Genomic DNA, 16372 nt, shown 5'->3' on the forward strand with positions numbered 1-16372 from the left:
CCCGGCGGACGCCGGGATCCAGCCCTTTGGCTTCAACCTCTGCGCCTGAAAGCTCGGCGGCAGACTTCAGAAGACCGAGCGCGTCGCTCTCGCTGGATCCCGGCGTCCGCCGGGATGAACGGGTTAGAGGGGCAGCGCCCTAACGGCTGGCGGTCTCAGCCAGCACCGCCTTCACCGCCTCAATATCCAGCGCCTCGACCGCCACCGATTTGCCGTCGATCACCGAGGTCGTCGTCTGCGCCTTCAGCAGGGAGTTGAGGATGGCCTCCTCCGTCGCCTCGGCGACCGCGACGAACAGGGGCGACATCAGGTCGTTCGGCCAGTCCGCGACCATCGCCGGCCCCGCCCGGCGCTCGGGCGTCCGCCGCACGTCTTCCGCCGTCGAAAACGCGATCGCATAGTCTCCCGACCCGTTCGAGAAGGCCGCCCCCGTCCGTGCCAGACCAGCGAAGGCCCGGTTCGCCAGCCGCTCCAGATTGCGGTCCGACAGCGGCGCGTCCGTCGCCACCACGATCATGATGGAGCCGTCGGCGCGCTCATTCTCCACCTCTTCGCGAAGGTAGTAGCGGCCCAGCCGCACCCCGACCGGCGCTCCGTCGATGCTCAACACGCCGCCATAGTTCGACTGGACCAACACCCCCACGGTGAAGCCGCCCAGACTATCCGGCAGCTTGCGCGAACTGGTGCCGATCCCGCCCTTGAAGCCAAACGCAATGGTGCCCGTCCCGGCGCCGACCGCGCCCTGCTCGACCGGCCCCGGCGTCGCCGTCTCGATGGCCCGCACCACGTCGGCGGCCGTGACCACGCGCGCGCGGATGTCGTTCAGCCCGCCGTCGTTGGTCTCGCCCACCACGGCGTTGACCGAGCGGACGTCCTCATGCCCCGGCTGTTTCAGCGTCCAGTCCAGAACGCCGTCAATTCCCCGCGCCACCGACAGGGTGTTGGTCAGGACGATGGGCGTCTCGATCTCGCCCAGCTCCATGATCTGGGTCGCGCCCGCCAGCTTGCCGAAGCCGTTGGCCACCGACAGCCCGGCCGGAACCTTGTCGCGGAATAGGGAGCCGCCGTGCGGCACGATGGCGGTGACGCCGGTGCGGACGCTGTCGCCCGAACGCAGCGTCACCTGCCCCACCTTCACCCCGGCCACATCGGTGATGGCGTTCAGCGGCCCCGGCGACAGTATGCCCGGCGCCCGGCCCAGATCGCGGATGGTCGGGCGCTCGGCCGCACGGTCCTGAGCGATGGCGCCGGGCGCGGCGGCCAGGACAGCAGCGGAAACGGCGGCGGCCAGGATGTCGGCGGGCGAGCGGGACATGGAACATCCGAAATTGTGAACGACAAGCGGCCAGATGACGGCGATTCGGCTCTCGTCCCGCACAAGCTTCACGCTATGATGGCGGCATGAGCACCCAGCCCCCCTCTTCCGTCTCCAGCGAGGCCTGCCTTCACTACGGCGACGGCGAGTTCGCGGTCCTGTCCGCCGGGGCCTATGTGCGGTGCGCCGTCAGCGGCGCGGCCATTCCCCTGACCGCCCTGCGCTACTGGTCGGTAGAAAAGCAGGAGGCCTACGCCGGACCGCACGAGTATCTGGCCGCCGCCGGGCGCTGAGCCCTATTTCTGATGTTGTCGCTGGATCGCATCCGGCCTCCCTGTTCGTCGGTGCCCCGAGATGCAGTCCGCCCTGAGTTCGATCCACGTCCTGCTGGTCGACGACAATCCCAATATGCGCGCCATCGTCGCCGCCATGCTGAAGTCCGTCGGCGTGGGCCGCCTGACCGAGGCGGAGGACGGGGCGGCGGCGCTGGACCTGTTGCGTCAGGAGGCGGTCGACATCGCCATCGTCGACTTCCGCATGAAGCCGATGGACGGCGCCGCCTTCACCCGTGCGGTCCGCAACGAGGGCGACAGCCCCAACCCCTATCTGCCGGTCATCATGATGACGGGCCATTCCGAGAAGAGCCGCGTCACCGAGGCCCGTGACGCGGGGGTGACCGAATTCGTCGCCAAGCCGGTGAAGGCCCAGACCCTGCTGACGCGGATCGAGGCGGTGATCCTGCGCCCCCGCCCCTTCGTGCGTTCGCCCAGCTATTTCGGACCGGATCGCCGCCGCACAGGGACGACAAGCTTCGCCGGTCCCTTCCGCCGGGCCGACGACGGCGTACTGGATTAGGCGTCCGACGCCCGCAGCGCCTCATAGACCTGAGGCGGCCAGCGCTTGTGGACCCAAAACCAGTCGACCGGATGCTCGCGCACCCGATCCTCGACGAAACGGTTCGCCGCCTGCACGCCCGCCAGCACATCGGCGGCCTTGTCGCCCGTGTCGGGCACGGCGATCGGCTCGTGCGCCATGACGCGGAACCGCACGCCGGGCAGGCGCACCACCGACAGCGGCTGCATCACCGTGCCGAACTTCAGCGCCATGCGCGCCGCGCCGGGCGAGGCGTTGACCGGTTGACCGAAGAACTCGACCTCCGGCCCCTGGCTGTATTTCTGATCGACCAGCAGGGCGATGGATTCGCCGCGCTTCATCCCCGCCATCAGTTCGCGCGTACCGTCGCCCTTGGGCGCGAACAGCTTGATGCCGTAACGCTCGCGGCTCTGACGGATCAGGGCGTCGACATAGGGGTTGTTGGCCGCACGATAGGTCACCTGACACGGCACGCCCGCCGCCATGATGACCGCCGCCATGACCTCGAAATTGGCCAGATGGCCCGAGATCAGAACCACCGGCTTGCCGCTGTCGCGCACCGCATGCAGCCGCTCCAGCCCGACGATGTCGATCCGCCCGCTTTCCGGCGTCAGTCGATCCATGACGGCCAGTTCGGCGAAGGTGCGCCCCGTCTGCTCCCACTGATCCACGGCCAGACGGTCGCGTTCGGCGGCGTCCATGTCGGGGAAGGCGATGCGCAGGTTTCGCGTCACCGTCTTGTGCGTGCCGGTCAGCGGCCCCAGAGTCCGCAGCAGCTTGCCGCCGAAGCCCGAGGCCCGCTCGACGCCCAGCAGACGCAGGAAGCCGAACAGCCCCAGGAACGCCGCCGCCTCCAACCGCCAGACTAATTCCTGGCCCAGTTTAGCGGCGCTATCGCCCTTCGGGCTGCTTGGGCGCGATTTGTTGTTCTCACCAGGCAATCGTCAGTCCGCCGTCCACCACCAGGGTCTGGCCGGTCACATAGGCCGACGCAGGGCTGCACAGATAGACCGCCGTGCCCGCAATTTCATCCGGCTGGCCGATCCTTTTCAGCGGCGCCGGTTCGGTGACGGTCTTCAGCAGTTCCGGGTTCTCCCACAGGTATTTGGCGAAATCGGTCTGGACCAGGCCCGGCGCGATGCAGTTCACCCGCACGTTCGACGGCCCGAATTCCACCGCCAGATTGCGCGCCAGCTGCATGTCCGCCGCCTTGGAGATGTTGTAGGCGCCGATCAGGGCGTTACCGCGCAGGCCCCCGATGGAGGAGATCAGCAGGATCGCCCCGTCCTTCCGCTCCAGCATCTCGGGCGCGACCATGCCGATCAGCCAGTGGTTGGAGATGACGTTGTTCTGAAGGATCTTTTCGAACTGTTCGTCGGCGATGCCGGCCATCGGCCCGGCGTAGGGATTGCTCGCCGCATTGCACACCAGAATGTCGATCTGGCCGAAGGCGGTACGGGTGTCGTCCACCAGCCGTTGCAGGTCTTCCTTGGAGGCGATGTTGGCGGGAATGGCGATGGCGCGGCCCTCGCCGTGCTTCTCATTGATGGCGACGGCGACCTCTTCGCACGGCCCGGCCTTGCGCGAGGAGATGACGACGCGGGCGCCGTGCTCGGCCAGACGCTCGGCGATGGCCTTGCCGATGCCCTTGGAGGAGCCGGTGATGACGGCGACCTTGCCGCTCAGATCGAACAATTCCATGCGTTAACCTCCTTTTACCGCCCGTTTATCCGCGCGGACCCTAGCCGTTAGCCTTCGTTAACGTGATACTTGATCGATTCTATAGGGAAAGGCGGTTCTGACCGGCCCCATGCGAAAGATCACCGGCGGCTTCCTGTTCTTCGGCTACCTGTTCCTCGCCCTGACCATCGGGGCGGCGATCTGGCGCGCCGGTCTGGGCGGCGGCGCGGGCGCGGCCGGGGTGCTGGGCGCGCTGGGGATCATGGCCGGCGTTCACGCCCTCGTCGCGGGCATGGCCGACCGCCGCGCCCTGCGTCTGGAAATCGCCAAGGTGCGCGAGGCCCACCGTCTGCTGGCCGATGCGATGGAGTCGACCCAAGGCGCCCTGACCGAACTGGCGCAGGCCATCGAGACCGGCGCCCTGTCGCGCACCGACGCCCTGACCGGCGAGGTGCGGATGCTGGAAGGTCTGGTCCAGCAGATGAGCGAATCCATCGAGGAACGGCTGGCCGCTTCCCCCCTGACCGCCGACACCTTCGAGGGCCGCCGCCAGGTCCAGTCGAACACCCTGCTGAAGACCGTCCACGACGCCCTCAGCGAGAACCGCGTCGACCTGTATCTGCAGCCGGTCGTGACCCTGCCCCAGCGGCGGACGGTCTTCTACGAAAGCTTCACCCGCCTGCGCGACCCATCGAACCGGGTGATGATGCCGGCCGAATACCTGTCGGTGGCCGAGGGCGAGGGCCTGCTGCCCGCCATCGACAATCTGCTGCTGTTCCGCTGCGCCCAGATCGTGCGCCGTCTGGCCGGGCAGGACCGCAAGGTCGGCGTCTTCTGCAACATCTCCCTCGCCTCGCTGGGCGACGAGACCTTCTTCCCCCAGTTCCTCGACTTCCTGAGCCAGAACCGCGACCTGAAGGACGCCCTGATCTTCGAGCTGGGTCAGGCGACGTTTGACGCGCGCGGCGCCATCGAGGCGCGCAACATGGCCAAGCTGGCCGATCTGGGCTTCCGCTTCTCCATCGACAAGGTGCAGACGCTGGACCTGGACTTCGCCGACCTGCAACGCTCGGACGTGCGCTTTATCAAGGTGGCGGCCGACCTGCTGATCGAGCAACTGCTGGATCTGGACGGCGCCGCCCCCCTGCCCAGCCAGCCGGACATCCGCGCCGGGGACTTCGCCCCCCTGACCCGCCGCCACGGCCTGGAACTGATCGCCGAAAAGGTCGAGAGCGAGAAGCAGGTCGTCGACATCCTCGAACTGGATATCGCCATGGGTCAGGGCCACCTGTTCGGCGAGCCGCGCGCCATCAAGGAAGCCGTCCTGGCCGAAACCGACCCGCCCGCCGACTTCGTCCGCTCGACGCTGAAATCGGCCGAGCAGAGGGTGCGGTTCTAGGCCCACGGCCGAAAGCCGCCAGACAGCCGGGCCGCCGCGCGCTCTGATGGCGGCATGACCGACGCCTCCCTCGACTGGCCCCGCATCACCGCCGTCCTGAACGCTCAGGGCTGGGCCATGACCGGCCCCCTGCTGACGCCCGCGACCTGCGAGGCCCTTCAGACCCTCTACGACCAGCCCGAGCGGTTCCGCAGCCGCATCGTCATGCAGCGCCACGGCTTCGGTCAGGGCGAGTATCAGTATTTCGCCGATCCCCTGCCCGATCCCCTGCCGCGACTGCGGGCGCATCTCTACGAAGGTCTGGCGCCGATCGCTGGCGACTGGGCGAGGCGGATGGGGCGACCGGGCTTTCCGGCGCAACTGGATGAACTGACCGCCCGCTGCCGCGCGGCAGGGCAGACGCGTCCGACCTCGCTGATGCTGCGCTACGGTCCCGGCGACTACAATCGGCTGCATCAGGATCTGTACGGCGAACTGGTTTTCCCGCTGCAGGCCGCCATCTTGCTGAGCGATCCGTCCGAGTTCGAAGGCGGCGAGTTCGTTCTGGTCGAGCAGAAGCCCCGGTCGCAGTCACAGGCCCATGTCGCGCCGCTGAAACAGGGACAGGCCGTCATCTTCGCCGTGCGCGAACGCCCGGTCGCCGGCACGCGCGGCGACTACCGCGTCCAGATGCGCCACGGCGTCAGCACGGTGCGCGCGGGCAAGCGGATGACGCTGGGCCTGATCTTCCACGACGCCGCCTGATCCTTCTCCCCTTGTGGGAGAAGGTGGGCGCCGGAGGCGCTCGGATGAGGGGTGACGGCGCGCCGTTTGACGTTCTGGCGGTTCGGGCGCCGTGGCAGCCGTTCAAGCGAAGGCGACACACCCCTCATCCGTCAGGCTCCGCCTGCCACCTTCTCCCACAGGGGGAGAAGGAAGAAAAAGGCCCCTCCGCCGGAGCGGAGGGGCCTGATCCTTTAGGCTTTCTGCGCGTCCAGCCAGCGCACGGCGTCGGCGTCACGGGCCGACAGGTCGGAATAGTCGGCGTCGGAGCCGACGTCCGGCACCCGGCGCCAGGAGCGGGCGCATTTAGGATAGTCGGCGGTCTTCACCTCAACCGTCACCGCCTCGCCGCCGACCTTGAGCTCGGCGCCCGAGGTGCGGAACACCTCGGCGGCGTCCAGCCCCTCGAACGGCGCCAACAGTTCGGCCGGGGCCGTCACTACCGGCCAGGCGTCCAGCGCCCCGCCGATGACCTTGTCGCGACGCGCGGCCTCCAGCGCCTCGTTGACGACCTCCAGCACCGTCTCGACATTGGTCCAGCGTTCGGCCTCGGCCGTGTTGCGCCACTGGCCCGGCGTCTCGGGGATCACCCGCGCGCAGTTGGTGCCGGCCTCGGGGAAGCGCGTCGTCCACGCCTCATCCATCGTGAAGGGCGTCAGCGGCGCCAGCCAGGCGGTCAGTCGGCTGAACACCTCGTCCATCACCGTGCGGACGGCGCGGCGCTTGATGCTGTCGGGACGGTCGCAATAGAGGCTGTCCTTGCGCACGTCGAAATAGAGCGCCGACAGATCGCCCGAGCAGAACTCCAGCACCGGCCGCACCACGTCCTGGAAGCGGTATTCAGCATAGGCCTGACGCACCTGCCCATCCAGCTCCCACAGGCGATGCAGGATGAACTTCTCCAGCGGCGGGAACTGCGAATAGTCGGTCAGGCGCTCGGCCTCGTCGAAGCCGTTCAGCGCGCCCAGCAGATAGCGGACAGTGTTGCGCAGCTTGCGATAGGCGTCGACCGTGGTCTGCAGGATCTGCTTGCCGATGCGCTGGTCGTCCGAATAGTCGACCAGGGCCACCCACAGGCGCAGGATGTCGGCGCCGGATTCCTTGATGATGGTCAGGGGGTCGGTGGTGTTGCCCCGCGACTTCGACATCTTCTCCCCGTTCTCGTCCAGGGTGAAGCCATGGGTCAGGACAGCGTTGAACGGCGCCCGGCCGCGCGTGCCGCAGCCTTCCAGCAGCGACGACTGGAACCAGCCGCGGTGCTGGTCCGAGCCTTCCAGGTAGAGGTCGGCGGGCCAGTGCGACGGGCGGTCGCCCGTGTAGCCGCTCGCCGCCGTGCGCGGGTCCAGGGTAAAGGCGTGGGTCGAGCCGCTGTCGAACCAGACGTCGAGGATGTCGGTGACCTTCTCGAACCGCTCGGGATCGTGCGCGCCCAGGAAGTCGGCGTCGGGCGCCGAGAACCAGACATCGGCGCCGCCCTCGGCCACGGCCTTGACGATGCGGGCGTCGACCTCGGGGTCGTGCAGGGGCTGGCCGGTCTGCTTGTCGACGAACATGGCCAGCGGCGTGCCCCAGGCGCGCTGACGGCTGATCAGCCAGTCGGGGCGGCCCTCGACCATGGAGCGGATGCGGTTCTTGCCCGCCGCCGGGTGGAAGGCGGTGGCGTCGATGGCGTTCAGGGCGCGGTCGCGCAGGGTCGCGCCGTCTTCCAGCTCTTCATCCATGCGGATGAACCACTGGGGCGTGTTGCGGAAGATGATCGGCGCCTTGGAGCGCCAGCTGTGCGGATAGGAGTGCTCCATCCGGCCGCGCGCCAGCAGGTTGCCCGCCTCGATCAGCTTGTCCATCACCGCGCCGTTGGCGGGACCGAACTTGCCGGTCTTCTTTCCCTCGGTCTCCAGCACCTTCAGCCCTGCGAACAGGGGCACGTGCTCATAATAGGCGCCGTCGGGATCGACCGTGTCGGGCACCTCGCGATGGCCGTGGGCCAGCCAGACATTGAAGTCGTCCGCGCCGTGGCCCGGCGCCGTGTGGACGAAGCCGGTGCCCGCATCGTCGGTGACGTGATCGCCCGCCAGCAGCGGGACCGAGAAGCCATAGCCGCTGTCCAGCGCGGCCAGCGGGTGGGCGCACTCCAGCCCCGACGGGTCGATGTCGTAGACGCGCGTCCAGGCGGCGATCTTGGCGGCCTTGAACACCTCTTCGGCCAGCTTGTCGGCGAGGATGAAGCGGTCGCCCGGCTTGGCCCAGGGCTCATAGTCCAGCCCTTCCTCAAGGGCCGTGACCTCATACAGGCCGTAGTTGATCTCGGGGCCGTAGCTGATCGCCCGGTTGGCCGGGATGGTCCACGGCGTGGTGGTCCAGATCACGATCGAGGGCGTCGCCGCGCGGAAGGTCAGCAGGTCGTCCGGGTGGCTGTCGGTCGCGCCGACCACCGGGAACTTGACCCAGATCGTCGGCGAAACGTGATCGTGATACTCGACCTCCGCATCGGCCAGGGCCGTGCGCTCGACCGGCGACCACATCACCGGCTTGGAGCCGCGATACAGCTGGCCCGAGTTCTTGAACTTGTGGAACTCCGCGACGATGGCCGCCTCGGACGTGAAATCCATAGTGGCGTAACGGTTGGCGAAGTCGCCGGTGATGCCCAGACGCAGGAACTGGTCGCGCTGCAGGTCGATGTATTTCCCGGCGTATTCGCGACAGGCGGTGCGGAACTCTTCCTTCGAGACCTCGTCCTTGCGGCGACCCTTGGCGCGGAACTGCTCTTCGATCTTCCACTCGATCGGCAGGCCGTGGCAGTCCCAGCCGGGAACATAGTCGACGTCGTAGCCCAGCAGGAAACGCGAGCGGACCACAAAGTCCTTCAGCGTCTTGTTCAGGGCGTGGCCGATGTGGATGTCGCCGTTGGCGTAGGGCGGGCCGTCGTGCAGCACATAGAGCGGCGCCTTCTGCGACTGACGCAGGGCGCGCAAGGTTCCGTACAGGTCGCCCCACTGGGCCAGGATTTCCGGCTCCTTCTTCGGCAGCCCGCCGCGCATCGGGAACGGCGTCTCGGGCAGGAAGACGGTGTCGCGATAGTCGCGGCCGGAAGGGGTCTGGGTGTCGGCGTCGGCCATGGAATGTCTTTTCGTCTTTGCGCGCGCGGCCGTTTGGAAACGGCGTCGAGCGTCAGTCTAGCGTGAAGGCGCCGGACGGCCCATGCCTTGATGGCTCAAGGCGGCGTCGTCTCGGCGAAATGTTTCGAGAAATCCCGACGTGCGCGGGGCCAGGCCCTGCAGCGCTACGCCGGGCGGCTAATCGAAATCGGGCGGATCACGCGAACGGTCATGATGGGAAAGCTCTAGCAGACCGTACGCCCCCTGCGCCATAGTCCAGGCGAACAGACGGGAGACGGATCGGATGCGACTTCAGGCCTTGGCGACGGCGGCGGTGCTGGCCCTGATGGCGGCGGCCTGCTCGGCGGAAAAGGAGGCGCCCGCTCCGGCTGAGGCCGCCGCGTCGGCCCTGACCGGCCGCGCCGCCGTCTATGCCGCGGGCGAAAAGGACGCCGAGGCCTTCGTGCGCGCCCTCTACGTCGCCCCGCCCACAGCCTCGCCGGACCCGGCGGCGGCCGCCGTCAGCCCCGGCCGCGACCCGCTCTATTCGCGCACCCTGAACGCCCTGATCGGCGTCGACTTCCGCGAGGCTCAGTCCCGCGACGAAGTCCCCTATCTGAACTACGACCCCATCTGCGCCTGCCAGGACATCGACGGCTTCGCCCTGAAGACGGTGACGATGACGCCCGACGGCCCCCAGGCCGCGACCGCCGAGGTCGTCTTCACCAACCACGGCCGCGAGCGCCGCCAGACGCTGAAGCTGGTAAAGGAAGGCCCGATGTGGCGCATCGCCGACATCATCGACGACAAGGGCAAGTCGCTGCACGACGACCTGATGGCCATCGCCGAGAAGGCGGAGAACTAAAGCCTCAAGCGAAGGCCCAGACGCCCGCCGGTCCGTCGGCGTCGCTGGAAGACGGCGGCGTCTTCGGCCGGATACGGCGCGCCCGATTTCTGAGTTTCAAGCGGCGCAACGGCTGCATGAGCGCCGTCACGCGCCGCGTCATCGCCGCCCTGACCGGCGCCAGCCGCGCCTGGGCGGTCATCAGGCTGACCGCCGTCAAGACTTCGAGATAGGCCAGCACGTCACCGGCGGCGAACAGGGCCAGTTCCAGGCCGACGGTCTGCCACAGCATCATCACGCCGATCATCACCAGAACGAGCCGCAACGCCGAGCCGGACAAGGCCCACGACAGCTTGCCTGTCGTCCAGCGCCGGGCGTCGGCGTTGACGCCGCAAATCAGCGCCACGGCTCCGATCAGCAGCGGCGCCGACGCGCCCGCTCCGCTGAACGCCGCCGCGACGGCCCACAGGGCGCAGACGCCCGCGATCGCTCGCCAGGCCATTGGATTATCACTCTGCATTCGCCCCTCCCATGAACGCCGTTTTTCATCTGGTCGCGCAGGGCGCGGCGCGCAAGCGGCCCGCTATGGCTTTGATCCATACCCGTGCGCGACCAAGAAGGCGTCCAGCCGCGCTTCGCCGTCGGCGCGGGCGACAGGATCGGGGTCGAAGTCGCTTTCCTGATTGTCGAGGTTGCGGGTCAGCAGATGCCCCAGGCTCGGATAGAGATGCAGGTCGCAAGCGCCATTCGCCTGGACCAGCGCAGCGCAGAAGGCCTGAGCGCCGCGCGCGGGGGTCAGAGTGTCGGCCGCGCCTTGCACGATGACGGCGGGCGGACCGCCTCGCGCCGCCAAGCTCAACGGCGAGATCTTCGCCGGGTCAGCTCCGCCCAGCAGCCGCCGCACCCAGCCGTCCTGGGCCAGGTCCAGCGCCGGCGACCAGAGCAGCAGCAGGTCCGGCCCCTTGATCCCTTCCGCACAGCCGCCCAGCCCGGCGGCGGCGGCCAGATGCCCGCCCGCGCTGACGCCGTAGCCGGCCACCCGCTGCGGATCGACGCCCAGCTCCGCCGCATGGGCGCGCACCCATGCGAAGGCGTCGCAGGCGTCGGACAAGGCGTCGGCGGGCGTCGCCGTCTCGCCGGACAGGCGATACTCGATGGGGATGGCGACCAGGCCCTGCGCCTGCATCCGCCGCGCGGCCGGATAGGTCCAGGCCGGTTCGCCCGCCACCCAGCCGCCGCCGTGGAACATCAGGATCGCCGGTCGTGGCTCGGCAGCGACATCGCTCGGCGCGAACAGATGGGCGGACAGAGCCTGCTCGCTCGCCATCTTATAGGTGACGAGCTTCGGCGCCTGGGCCGCCGCCGATCCGGCCGCGACGGCCAGGGCCGCCGCCAGAACTACACGCGAAAACCCCTGCCTCATGGCGAGCCTCTTCCGCTTTTGAACGCAGAGGCTAACTCAGGCCGAACGCCGTTCCGACTTACAAATGAGTCACGCCGCAGGGACGCCCAGGCCTCAGCCCAGAAGCGCGCGGGCGGCGGCGGCGTCGGCGTCGATCTGGACCTTGAGCGCGTCCAGGCCGTCGAACTTCATCTCGCCGCGCAGGAAGGCGATCAGCTCGGTCTCCAGCACCTGGCCGTAGAGGCTTTCGTCGAAGTCCAGCAGCCAGACTTCCAGCAGGGGCTCTTCGACCTCGAACATCGGACGCACGCCCAGATTGGCGACGCCCTTGATCACCCGCCCGTCCGGAAGCCGGGTGCGGGTCGCGTAGACCCCATAGGCCGGGCGCATATAGTCGCCCATGGCGATGTTGGCGGTCGGCACGCCGATGGTGCGGCCGCGCTTGTCGCCGTGGATCACCTCGCCCTGGATGGCGAAGGGGCGGCCCAGGATGGCGGCGGCGCGGTCCATGTCGCCGGCCTTCAGCGCCTCACGGACAGCCGAAGACGACAGCTTCAGGCCCGAGGCGTCGTCGATACGGTCGGTGACGGAGACGCTGAAGCCCAGCGTCTCGCCATAGGCTTGCAGCAGGGCCGGCGAGCCGGAGCGGCCCTTGCCGAAGGTGAAGTCGAAGCCGACGGCGGCGTGTCTGATCCCCAGGCCCTCGGACAGGACGCGACGGGCGAATTCCTCGTCCGACATGCCCGCCATCTCGCGATCGAACGGCAACAGATACAGGCGATCGACGCCCAGCGGCGCCAGGGCGCGGGCCATCTGGTCCGGCGTCATCAGACGAAAGGGCGCGGCCTCGGGCTGAAACAGGCGGCGCGGATGGGGGTCGAAGCTGACCACGGCCAGCGGAACGCCCAGGCGATCCGCCGCCTCGCGCGCCGAAGCGATGACCGCCTGATGGCCGCGATGCACGCCGTCGAAAGCGCCGACGGCCACGGCCGCCCCCTTCTGCGCGTCCGTCAGGCCGCGCCAGTCGCGAATGACCTCGACCACTTCAGGCGGCCTTCAGCGGGCCGAAGGCTTGCGGCGGCGCGGCACGCGCACGACGGCCACGCCGTCCATGATCAGCTTGTCCTCGACAAAGCCTTCGCAGCGCAGCTCGCCGCGCGCGCTGTCGTGGTCCAGGGCGATGACGGTGATGACGATCCGCACCGTGTCGCCGATCCGCACCGGGAAGTGGAAGGCCAGCGTCTGGGAAATGTAGATCGAGCCCGCGCCCGGCAGGATGGTCCCCACCACCGCCGAGCCGAAGGCCGCCGACAGCAGGCCGTGGGCGATGCGGCCGCGATAGGCCGTCTTGGCGGCGAAGGCTTCGTCCAGATGCACCGGATTGAAGTCGTCGGAGGCCTCGGCGAACAGACGAATCCGCTCTTCCGTGACGTGAACCGTCTTCTCGGCGGCCATGCCGACGTGGAGTTCGTCGAGGATATAACCGCCCGACGGGTGCGCTTGGACCAGATCAACCATGAGCGGCCCTTTAAGGCAGGTGCGACGAAATGGCGAGACTCACCATGCCAGTTCCAGCGCGGCGTAACGGGCGAAGGTCGTCTCGGCACGGAGCAGTTCGGCCGCGCGGGCGGGATCGAGCGTTCCGTCCGGCCCCTTGGCGGCGTCGCCGTGAATGCCCTGGGCGATGAACAGGCAGTCCAGCGCCTGCTCGGCGGCGCCCAGCACATCCGTAACCACGCCGTCGCCGATGCACAGGACACGCGAACGATCGACCGGCCGCCCCATCAGCCCCTCGGCCTCCTTCAGCGCCAGGGCGTAGATGGGCGCGAACGGCTTGCCCGCCATGACCACGCGGCCGCCCATCGACTCATAGAGGTCGGCGATGGCGCCGCCGCAGTAGATGATGGAATCGCCGCGCTGGACGATGCGGTCGGGGTTGGCGCAGATCAGCTCCAGCCCACGCTCGACAGCGGGCGTCAGGCGTTCGCGATAGTCCTCGGGCGTCTCGGTCGTGTCGTCGTAGGGGCCGGTGACGGAGATGAAGGCCGCGTCGCCCGCGTCGTGGGCGCTGGTCAGGTCCAGCCCTTCATAGAGGACGAAGTCGCGGTCCGGCCCGATGATCCAGGCCGGCCCCGGCGCGCGGCGCGCCAGTTCCATGCGGGTGGCGTCGCCCGAGGTGACGAAGGCCTTCCAGGCGCTGCGCGGCACGCCCAGGGCGTCCAACTGGGCCACCACGTCCGGCGAGGGGCGCGGCGAGTTGGAGATCAGGACGACATGGCCGCCCTTCTCGTTGAACTTGGTCAGGGCCTCGCAGGCCGCAGGCCAGCTTTCGCGCCCGTTGTGGATCACGCCCCAGACGTCGCAGAGCAGGATGTCGTAGTCGTCGGCGACGGCGGACAGGCGGGGCAGCGGATGAGGCAGGGTCATGCCCTGCTTATAGCGAGGGAAAACCGGGGGGAAAGGCCGTGCGGACGATCCGCGTCTCTTCGCTTTCCCTCTTCGCCGCCGAACGTCTTCCTGCTAACCCGCAGGACATGAAGATTTCCCGTCTCGCCCTGGGGGCCTATCTGATCGCCCTCGCCGTCATCGTGCTGGATCAGCTGACCAAGGCCTGGGTGCTGAGCGCCATCGGCGCCGAGCACATCACCCACATTCCCGACGGTTTCCGCATCGCCGAGGTGGCGCCGCCGGTGTTCAACCTGACCTATGTGCTGAACACCGGGGTCAGCTTCGGCCTGTTCGGCGGCGGCGCGGGGCGCTGGATCCTGAGCGTCTTCTCCGTCGTCGTGGCTGGGCTTCTGGCCTGGTGGGCGACGCGTGCGGACCGCCGTCTGCTGGTCGCGGCCATCGGCCTGGTCATGGGCGGCGCCATCGGCAACGTCATCGACCGCATTCGCTTCGGCGGCGTGGTCGACTTCCTCGACTTTTCCGGCACGGGCCTGTTCCCCTGGATCTTCAACATCGCCGACAGCGGCATCACCGTCGGCGTCGTCCTGCTGATCCTGGACAGCTTCCTGTCCGAGCGCCGTTCGACAGTTGGCGCGGCCCACGAAAAGTCGTAATCACACCCTCTTAACTTATCGACCCGAGCCTGCGCCCGTGCGGCGCGCCTCCCGGAGCCGAACGACCCATGCGTAACCGTCCTGTCCTGATCGTGACCCTGGCCGCCGGCGCGGCCCTCAGCCTGAGCGCCTGCGGATCGATGAAGCAGAGCGTCGGCCTGTCCAAGGTCGTGCCGGACGAATTCGTCACCGTGGCCAGCGCCCCGCTGGTGGTGCCGCCGGAATACGGCCTGACCCCGCCTTCGCCGGGCGCCCCGCGCCCGCAGGAGCTGGCCCCTGAAAGCGCCGCCCGCCAGATTCTGCTGGGTCAGCGCCAGGCCGTGACCCGCACGCCGGGCGAACAGGTTCTGGCCGCCGAGGCCGGCGCCGACCGCGCCGATCCGCTGGCCCGCTATGTCGTCGATGACGAATTCGGCAGCCTGGCGCACAAGGAAGAAAGCTGGGCCAACCGCATCATGTTCTGGCGCAAGGACGATCCCGCCAGCCAGGCCGCGACCGTCAGCCAGACGTCCGAAGGCGGCAAAACCATCGACGCCGCCAGCGAGCGCGCGCGTCTGGACGCCCTGACCGGCGGCCGCGAAGGCATCACCATCGCCGCCCGTCGCGACGGTCGTTTCAAGCTGCCGGGCCTCTAAGACCGGACAGGCTTTATCTTCAGCCAAAGGGCGCGTTCGTCACGGCGAGCGCGCCCTTTGCAATTGGCGCGCTTGCTTGACGCAACGGCCGCGCTTCAGGATCGTTGTTCACGGCTGGTTGCGGGGTTGAAGCGATGGCTAGGGCTTGGAACGGATGGCGTGTCGCCTTGGCTGCGGGCGTTCTGACGGCCTGCGCGACGCCCGCCCTGGCTCAGGCGCAAGCCGCCGAGACGCCGCGCACGCCCCTGACCTATGCCGAGGCCGAGGCGCGGCTGCGCACGACCTCCAGCCTGGGGCGCGCCGCCGGCTACGGGGTCGAGGCCGCCGAGGCCCAGGCCCAGGTCGCCGCCGGGCTGAACCGGCCCACGGTGTCGCTGGACGCCCAGCTGATCCGCTATCGCAAGACCTTCGACCTGTCGCTGTCGGACACGCTGGACCGCGCCCAGTCCGACCTCGGCGCCGCCATCCCCGGCCTGATCTCGGACCTGCCGGGCGTGCCGGGCGACGTGCTGAACGCGGTGGGCCAGCGGCTTGAGGCCGCCCTGCCGGAGATCTTCGCCGCCCTGCCCCACGACATCCGGCTGCAGGTGGACGACACGACCTTCCGCCCGACGGTCACGGCCCTGCAGCCGATCTACACCGGCGGGGCCATTCCCGCCCTGCGACGGGCGGCGGCGGCCAATGTCGACCTGGCCGAGGCTCGGCGGCAGGAGGCCCTGAACCTGGAGAGCGTCAACCTGGCCCGCGCCTATTTCGGCCAGGTGCTGGCGGCCGAGGCGCTGAAGATCGCGCTGGAGACCCGCGACGGCTTCGACCTGCACCTGCACAACGCCCGCCGCATGGAAGAGGAAGGGATGCTCAGCCGCGCCCAGACCCTTCAGGTCGAGGTCGCCCGCGACGCCGCCCAGCGCCAGGTCAACCGCGCCGAGCTGGAGCATGAGAACGCCGTCGCCTCCCTGGCCCGTGTCGCCGACGTCGAGGCGGGCGTGACCCCGACCACGCCTCTGTTCGTCAATCGCGATCCGATCGGCCCCGCCGCCGTCTTTCTGGACAGCGCGGGCCAGTCGAATTCGCGCCTCATCCAGGCTCAGGCCGGGCGCGATCTGGCCGAGGCCGGGGCGGACCTGGCGGCCTCGCGGATGAAGCCGTCAGTCTACGCCTTCGGCACCTACAACATGAACCCCGACGACTCCCTGCCGACCGAGCCGGACTGGGCCTTTGGATTGGGCGCCCGCTACACCCTGATGTCGTCGCTGGACCGGCGGCGGATGCTCGGCGCCGCCCGCGCCCAGGCCTCGGCCGCCG

General features: G+C 68.8%; 17 protein-coding genes. 8 read left to right on the forward strand and 9 right to left on the reverse strand.

The genetic code is table 11. The annotated features are described in order from the left end of the window. Positions 1–139: 139 nt before the first annotated feature. Positions 140–1315: a P1 family peptidase gene (locus B2Y21_RS07660; protein ID WP_292058599.1), complete on the reverse strand. Its 1176-nt coding sequence runs from the start codon at positions 1313–1315 to the stop codon at positions 140–142. A gap of 86 nt (positions 1316–1401) precedes the next feature. On the opposite strand from B2Y21_RS07660, the gene B2Y21_RS07665 reads away from it, so the two are divergent. After that, on the forward strand, positions 1402–1608 hold the full coding sequence (locus B2Y21_RS07665; RefSeq protein WP_125899981.1) for a DUF2093 domain-containing protein: 207 nt from the start codon (positions 1402–1404) through the stop codon (positions 1606–1608). A 61-nt stretch (positions 1609–1669) separates the two neighbouring features. Further along, positions 1670–2170 carry a response regulator gene (locus B2Y21_RS07670; protein ID WP_292058602.1) on the forward strand — a complete coding sequence of 167 codons (501 nt, stop codon included), beginning with the start codon at positions 1670–1672 and terminating at the stop codon, positions 2168–2170. On the opposite strand, the gene B2Y21_RS07675 is transcribed toward B2Y21_RS07670, so the two are convergent. Continuing rightward, positions 2167–3045, reverse strand: coding sequence for a lysophospholipid acyltransferase family protein (locus B2Y21_RS07675; protein ID WP_409514781.1), 879 nt, complete (start codon positions 3043–3045; stop codon positions 2167–2169). The two genes, B2Y21_RS07670 and B2Y21_RS07675, sit on opposite strands and share 4 nt — an antisense overlap. Before the next feature lie 73 nt (positions 3046–3118). Next, the gene (locus B2Y21_RS07680; RefSeq protein ID WP_292058605.1) at positions 3119–3889 is read right to left on the reverse strand and encodes an SDR family NAD(P)-dependent oxidoreductase; all 771 of its coding nucleotides are present in this window, start codon (positions 3887–3889) and stop codon (positions 3119–3121) included. 109 nt (positions 3890–3998) lie between these two features. Between B2Y21_RS07680 and B2Y21_RS07685 the strand changes: the two genes are divergently transcribed. Together B2Y21_RS07685 and B2Y21_RS07690 are read left to right on the forward strand one after the other, a co-directional pair. After that, entirely contained in the window at positions 3999–5267 is a 1269-nt protein-coding gene (locus B2Y21_RS07685; protein ID WP_292058607.1) for an EAL domain-containing protein, read from the forward strand. 54 nt (positions 5268–5321) lie between these two features. Continuing rightward, positions 5322–6011, forward strand: a complete 690-nt coding sequence (locus B2Y21_RS07690; RefSeq protein WP_292058609.1) for a 2OG-Fe(II) oxygenase — start codon at positions 5322–5324, stop codon at positions 6009–6011. Between the two features lie 212 nt (positions 6012–6223). Here B2Y21_RS07690 and ileS read toward each other — a convergent pair whose 3' ends face one another. After that, a complete protein-coding gene (gene ileS / locus B2Y21_RS07695) occupies positions 6224–9145 on the reverse strand; it encodes an isoleucine--tRNA ligase (RefSeq protein WP_292058610.1) in 2922 nt (973 codons plus the stop codon). Between the two features lie 283 nt (positions 9146–9428). On the opposite strand from ileS, the gene B2Y21_RS07700 reads away from it, so the two are divergent. After that, the gene (locus tag B2Y21_RS07700) at positions 9429–9989 is read left to right on the forward strand and encodes a DUF3828 domain-containing protein (RefSeq protein ID WP_292058611.1); all 561 of its coding nucleotides are present in this window, start codon (positions 9429–9431) and stop codon (positions 9987–9989) included. 4 nt (positions 9990–9993) lie between these two features. Here the strand turns inward: B2Y21_RS07700 and B2Y21_RS07705 are convergent, their stop codons facing one another. From B2Y21_RS07705 to B2Y21_RS07725, 5 genes are all read right to left on the reverse strand, one after another. Next, complete coding sequence (locus tag B2Y21_RS07705) at positions 9994–10470, reverse strand: hypothetical protein (protein WP_292058613.1); 477 nt, start codon at positions 10468–10470, stop codon at positions 9994–9996. Between the two features lie 81 nt (positions 10471–10551). Continuing rightward, on the reverse strand, positions 10552–11391 hold the full coding sequence (locus tag B2Y21_RS07710) for an alpha/beta hydrolase (RefSeq protein WP_292058616.1): 840 nt from the start codon (positions 11389–11391) through the stop codon (positions 10552–10554). A gap of 93 nt (positions 11392–11484) precedes the next feature. Next, positions 11485–12414, reverse strand: coding sequence for a bifunctional riboflavin kinase/FAD synthetase (locus tag B2Y21_RS07715; RefSeq protein ID WP_292058618.1), 930 nt, complete (start codon positions 12412–12414; stop codon positions 11485–11487). A gap of 12 nt (positions 12415–12426) precedes the next feature. Further along, positions 12427–12888, reverse strand: a complete 462-nt coding sequence (locus tag B2Y21_RS07720) for a MaoC family dehydratase (RefSeq protein WP_046652125.1) — start codon at positions 12886–12888, stop codon at positions 12427–12429. Positions 12889–12927: 39 nt separating this feature from the next. After that, positions 12928–13797 carry a TIGR01459 family HAD-type hydrolase gene (locus tag B2Y21_RS07725; protein ID WP_292058620.1) on the reverse strand — a complete coding sequence of 290 codons (870 nt, stop codon included), beginning with the start codon at positions 13795–13797 and terminating at the stop codon, positions 12928–12930. A gap of 107 nt (positions 13798–13904) precedes the next feature. On the opposite strand from B2Y21_RS07725, the gene lspA reads away from it, so the two are divergent. The 3 genes from lspA to B2Y21_RS07740 form a co-directional block, all read left to right on the forward strand. After that, positions 13905–14432: a signal peptidase II gene (gene lspA / locus B2Y21_RS07730; protein WP_125899971.1), complete on the forward strand. Its 528-nt coding sequence runs from the start codon at positions 13905–13907 to the stop codon at positions 14430–14432. 68 nt (positions 14433–14500) lie between these two features. Next, on the forward strand, positions 14501–15067 hold the full coding sequence (locus B2Y21_RS07735; RefSeq protein WP_292058623.1) for a DUF3035 domain-containing protein: 567 nt from the start codon (positions 14501–14503) through the stop codon (positions 15065–15067). 167 nt (positions 15068–15234) lie between these two features. Further along, positions 15235–16372: TolC family protein (locus B2Y21_RS07740; protein ID WP_292058625.1), on the forward strand; the 1138-nt coding region annotated here is incomplete at its 3' end.

Origin of the sequence: Brevundimonas sp. UBA5936 (genome assembly GCA_002430835.1) — a bacterium.
In the GTDB taxonomy this organism is placed as follows: Bacteria; Pseudomonadota; Alphaproteobacteria; order Caulobacterales; family Caulobacteraceae; genus Brevundimonas.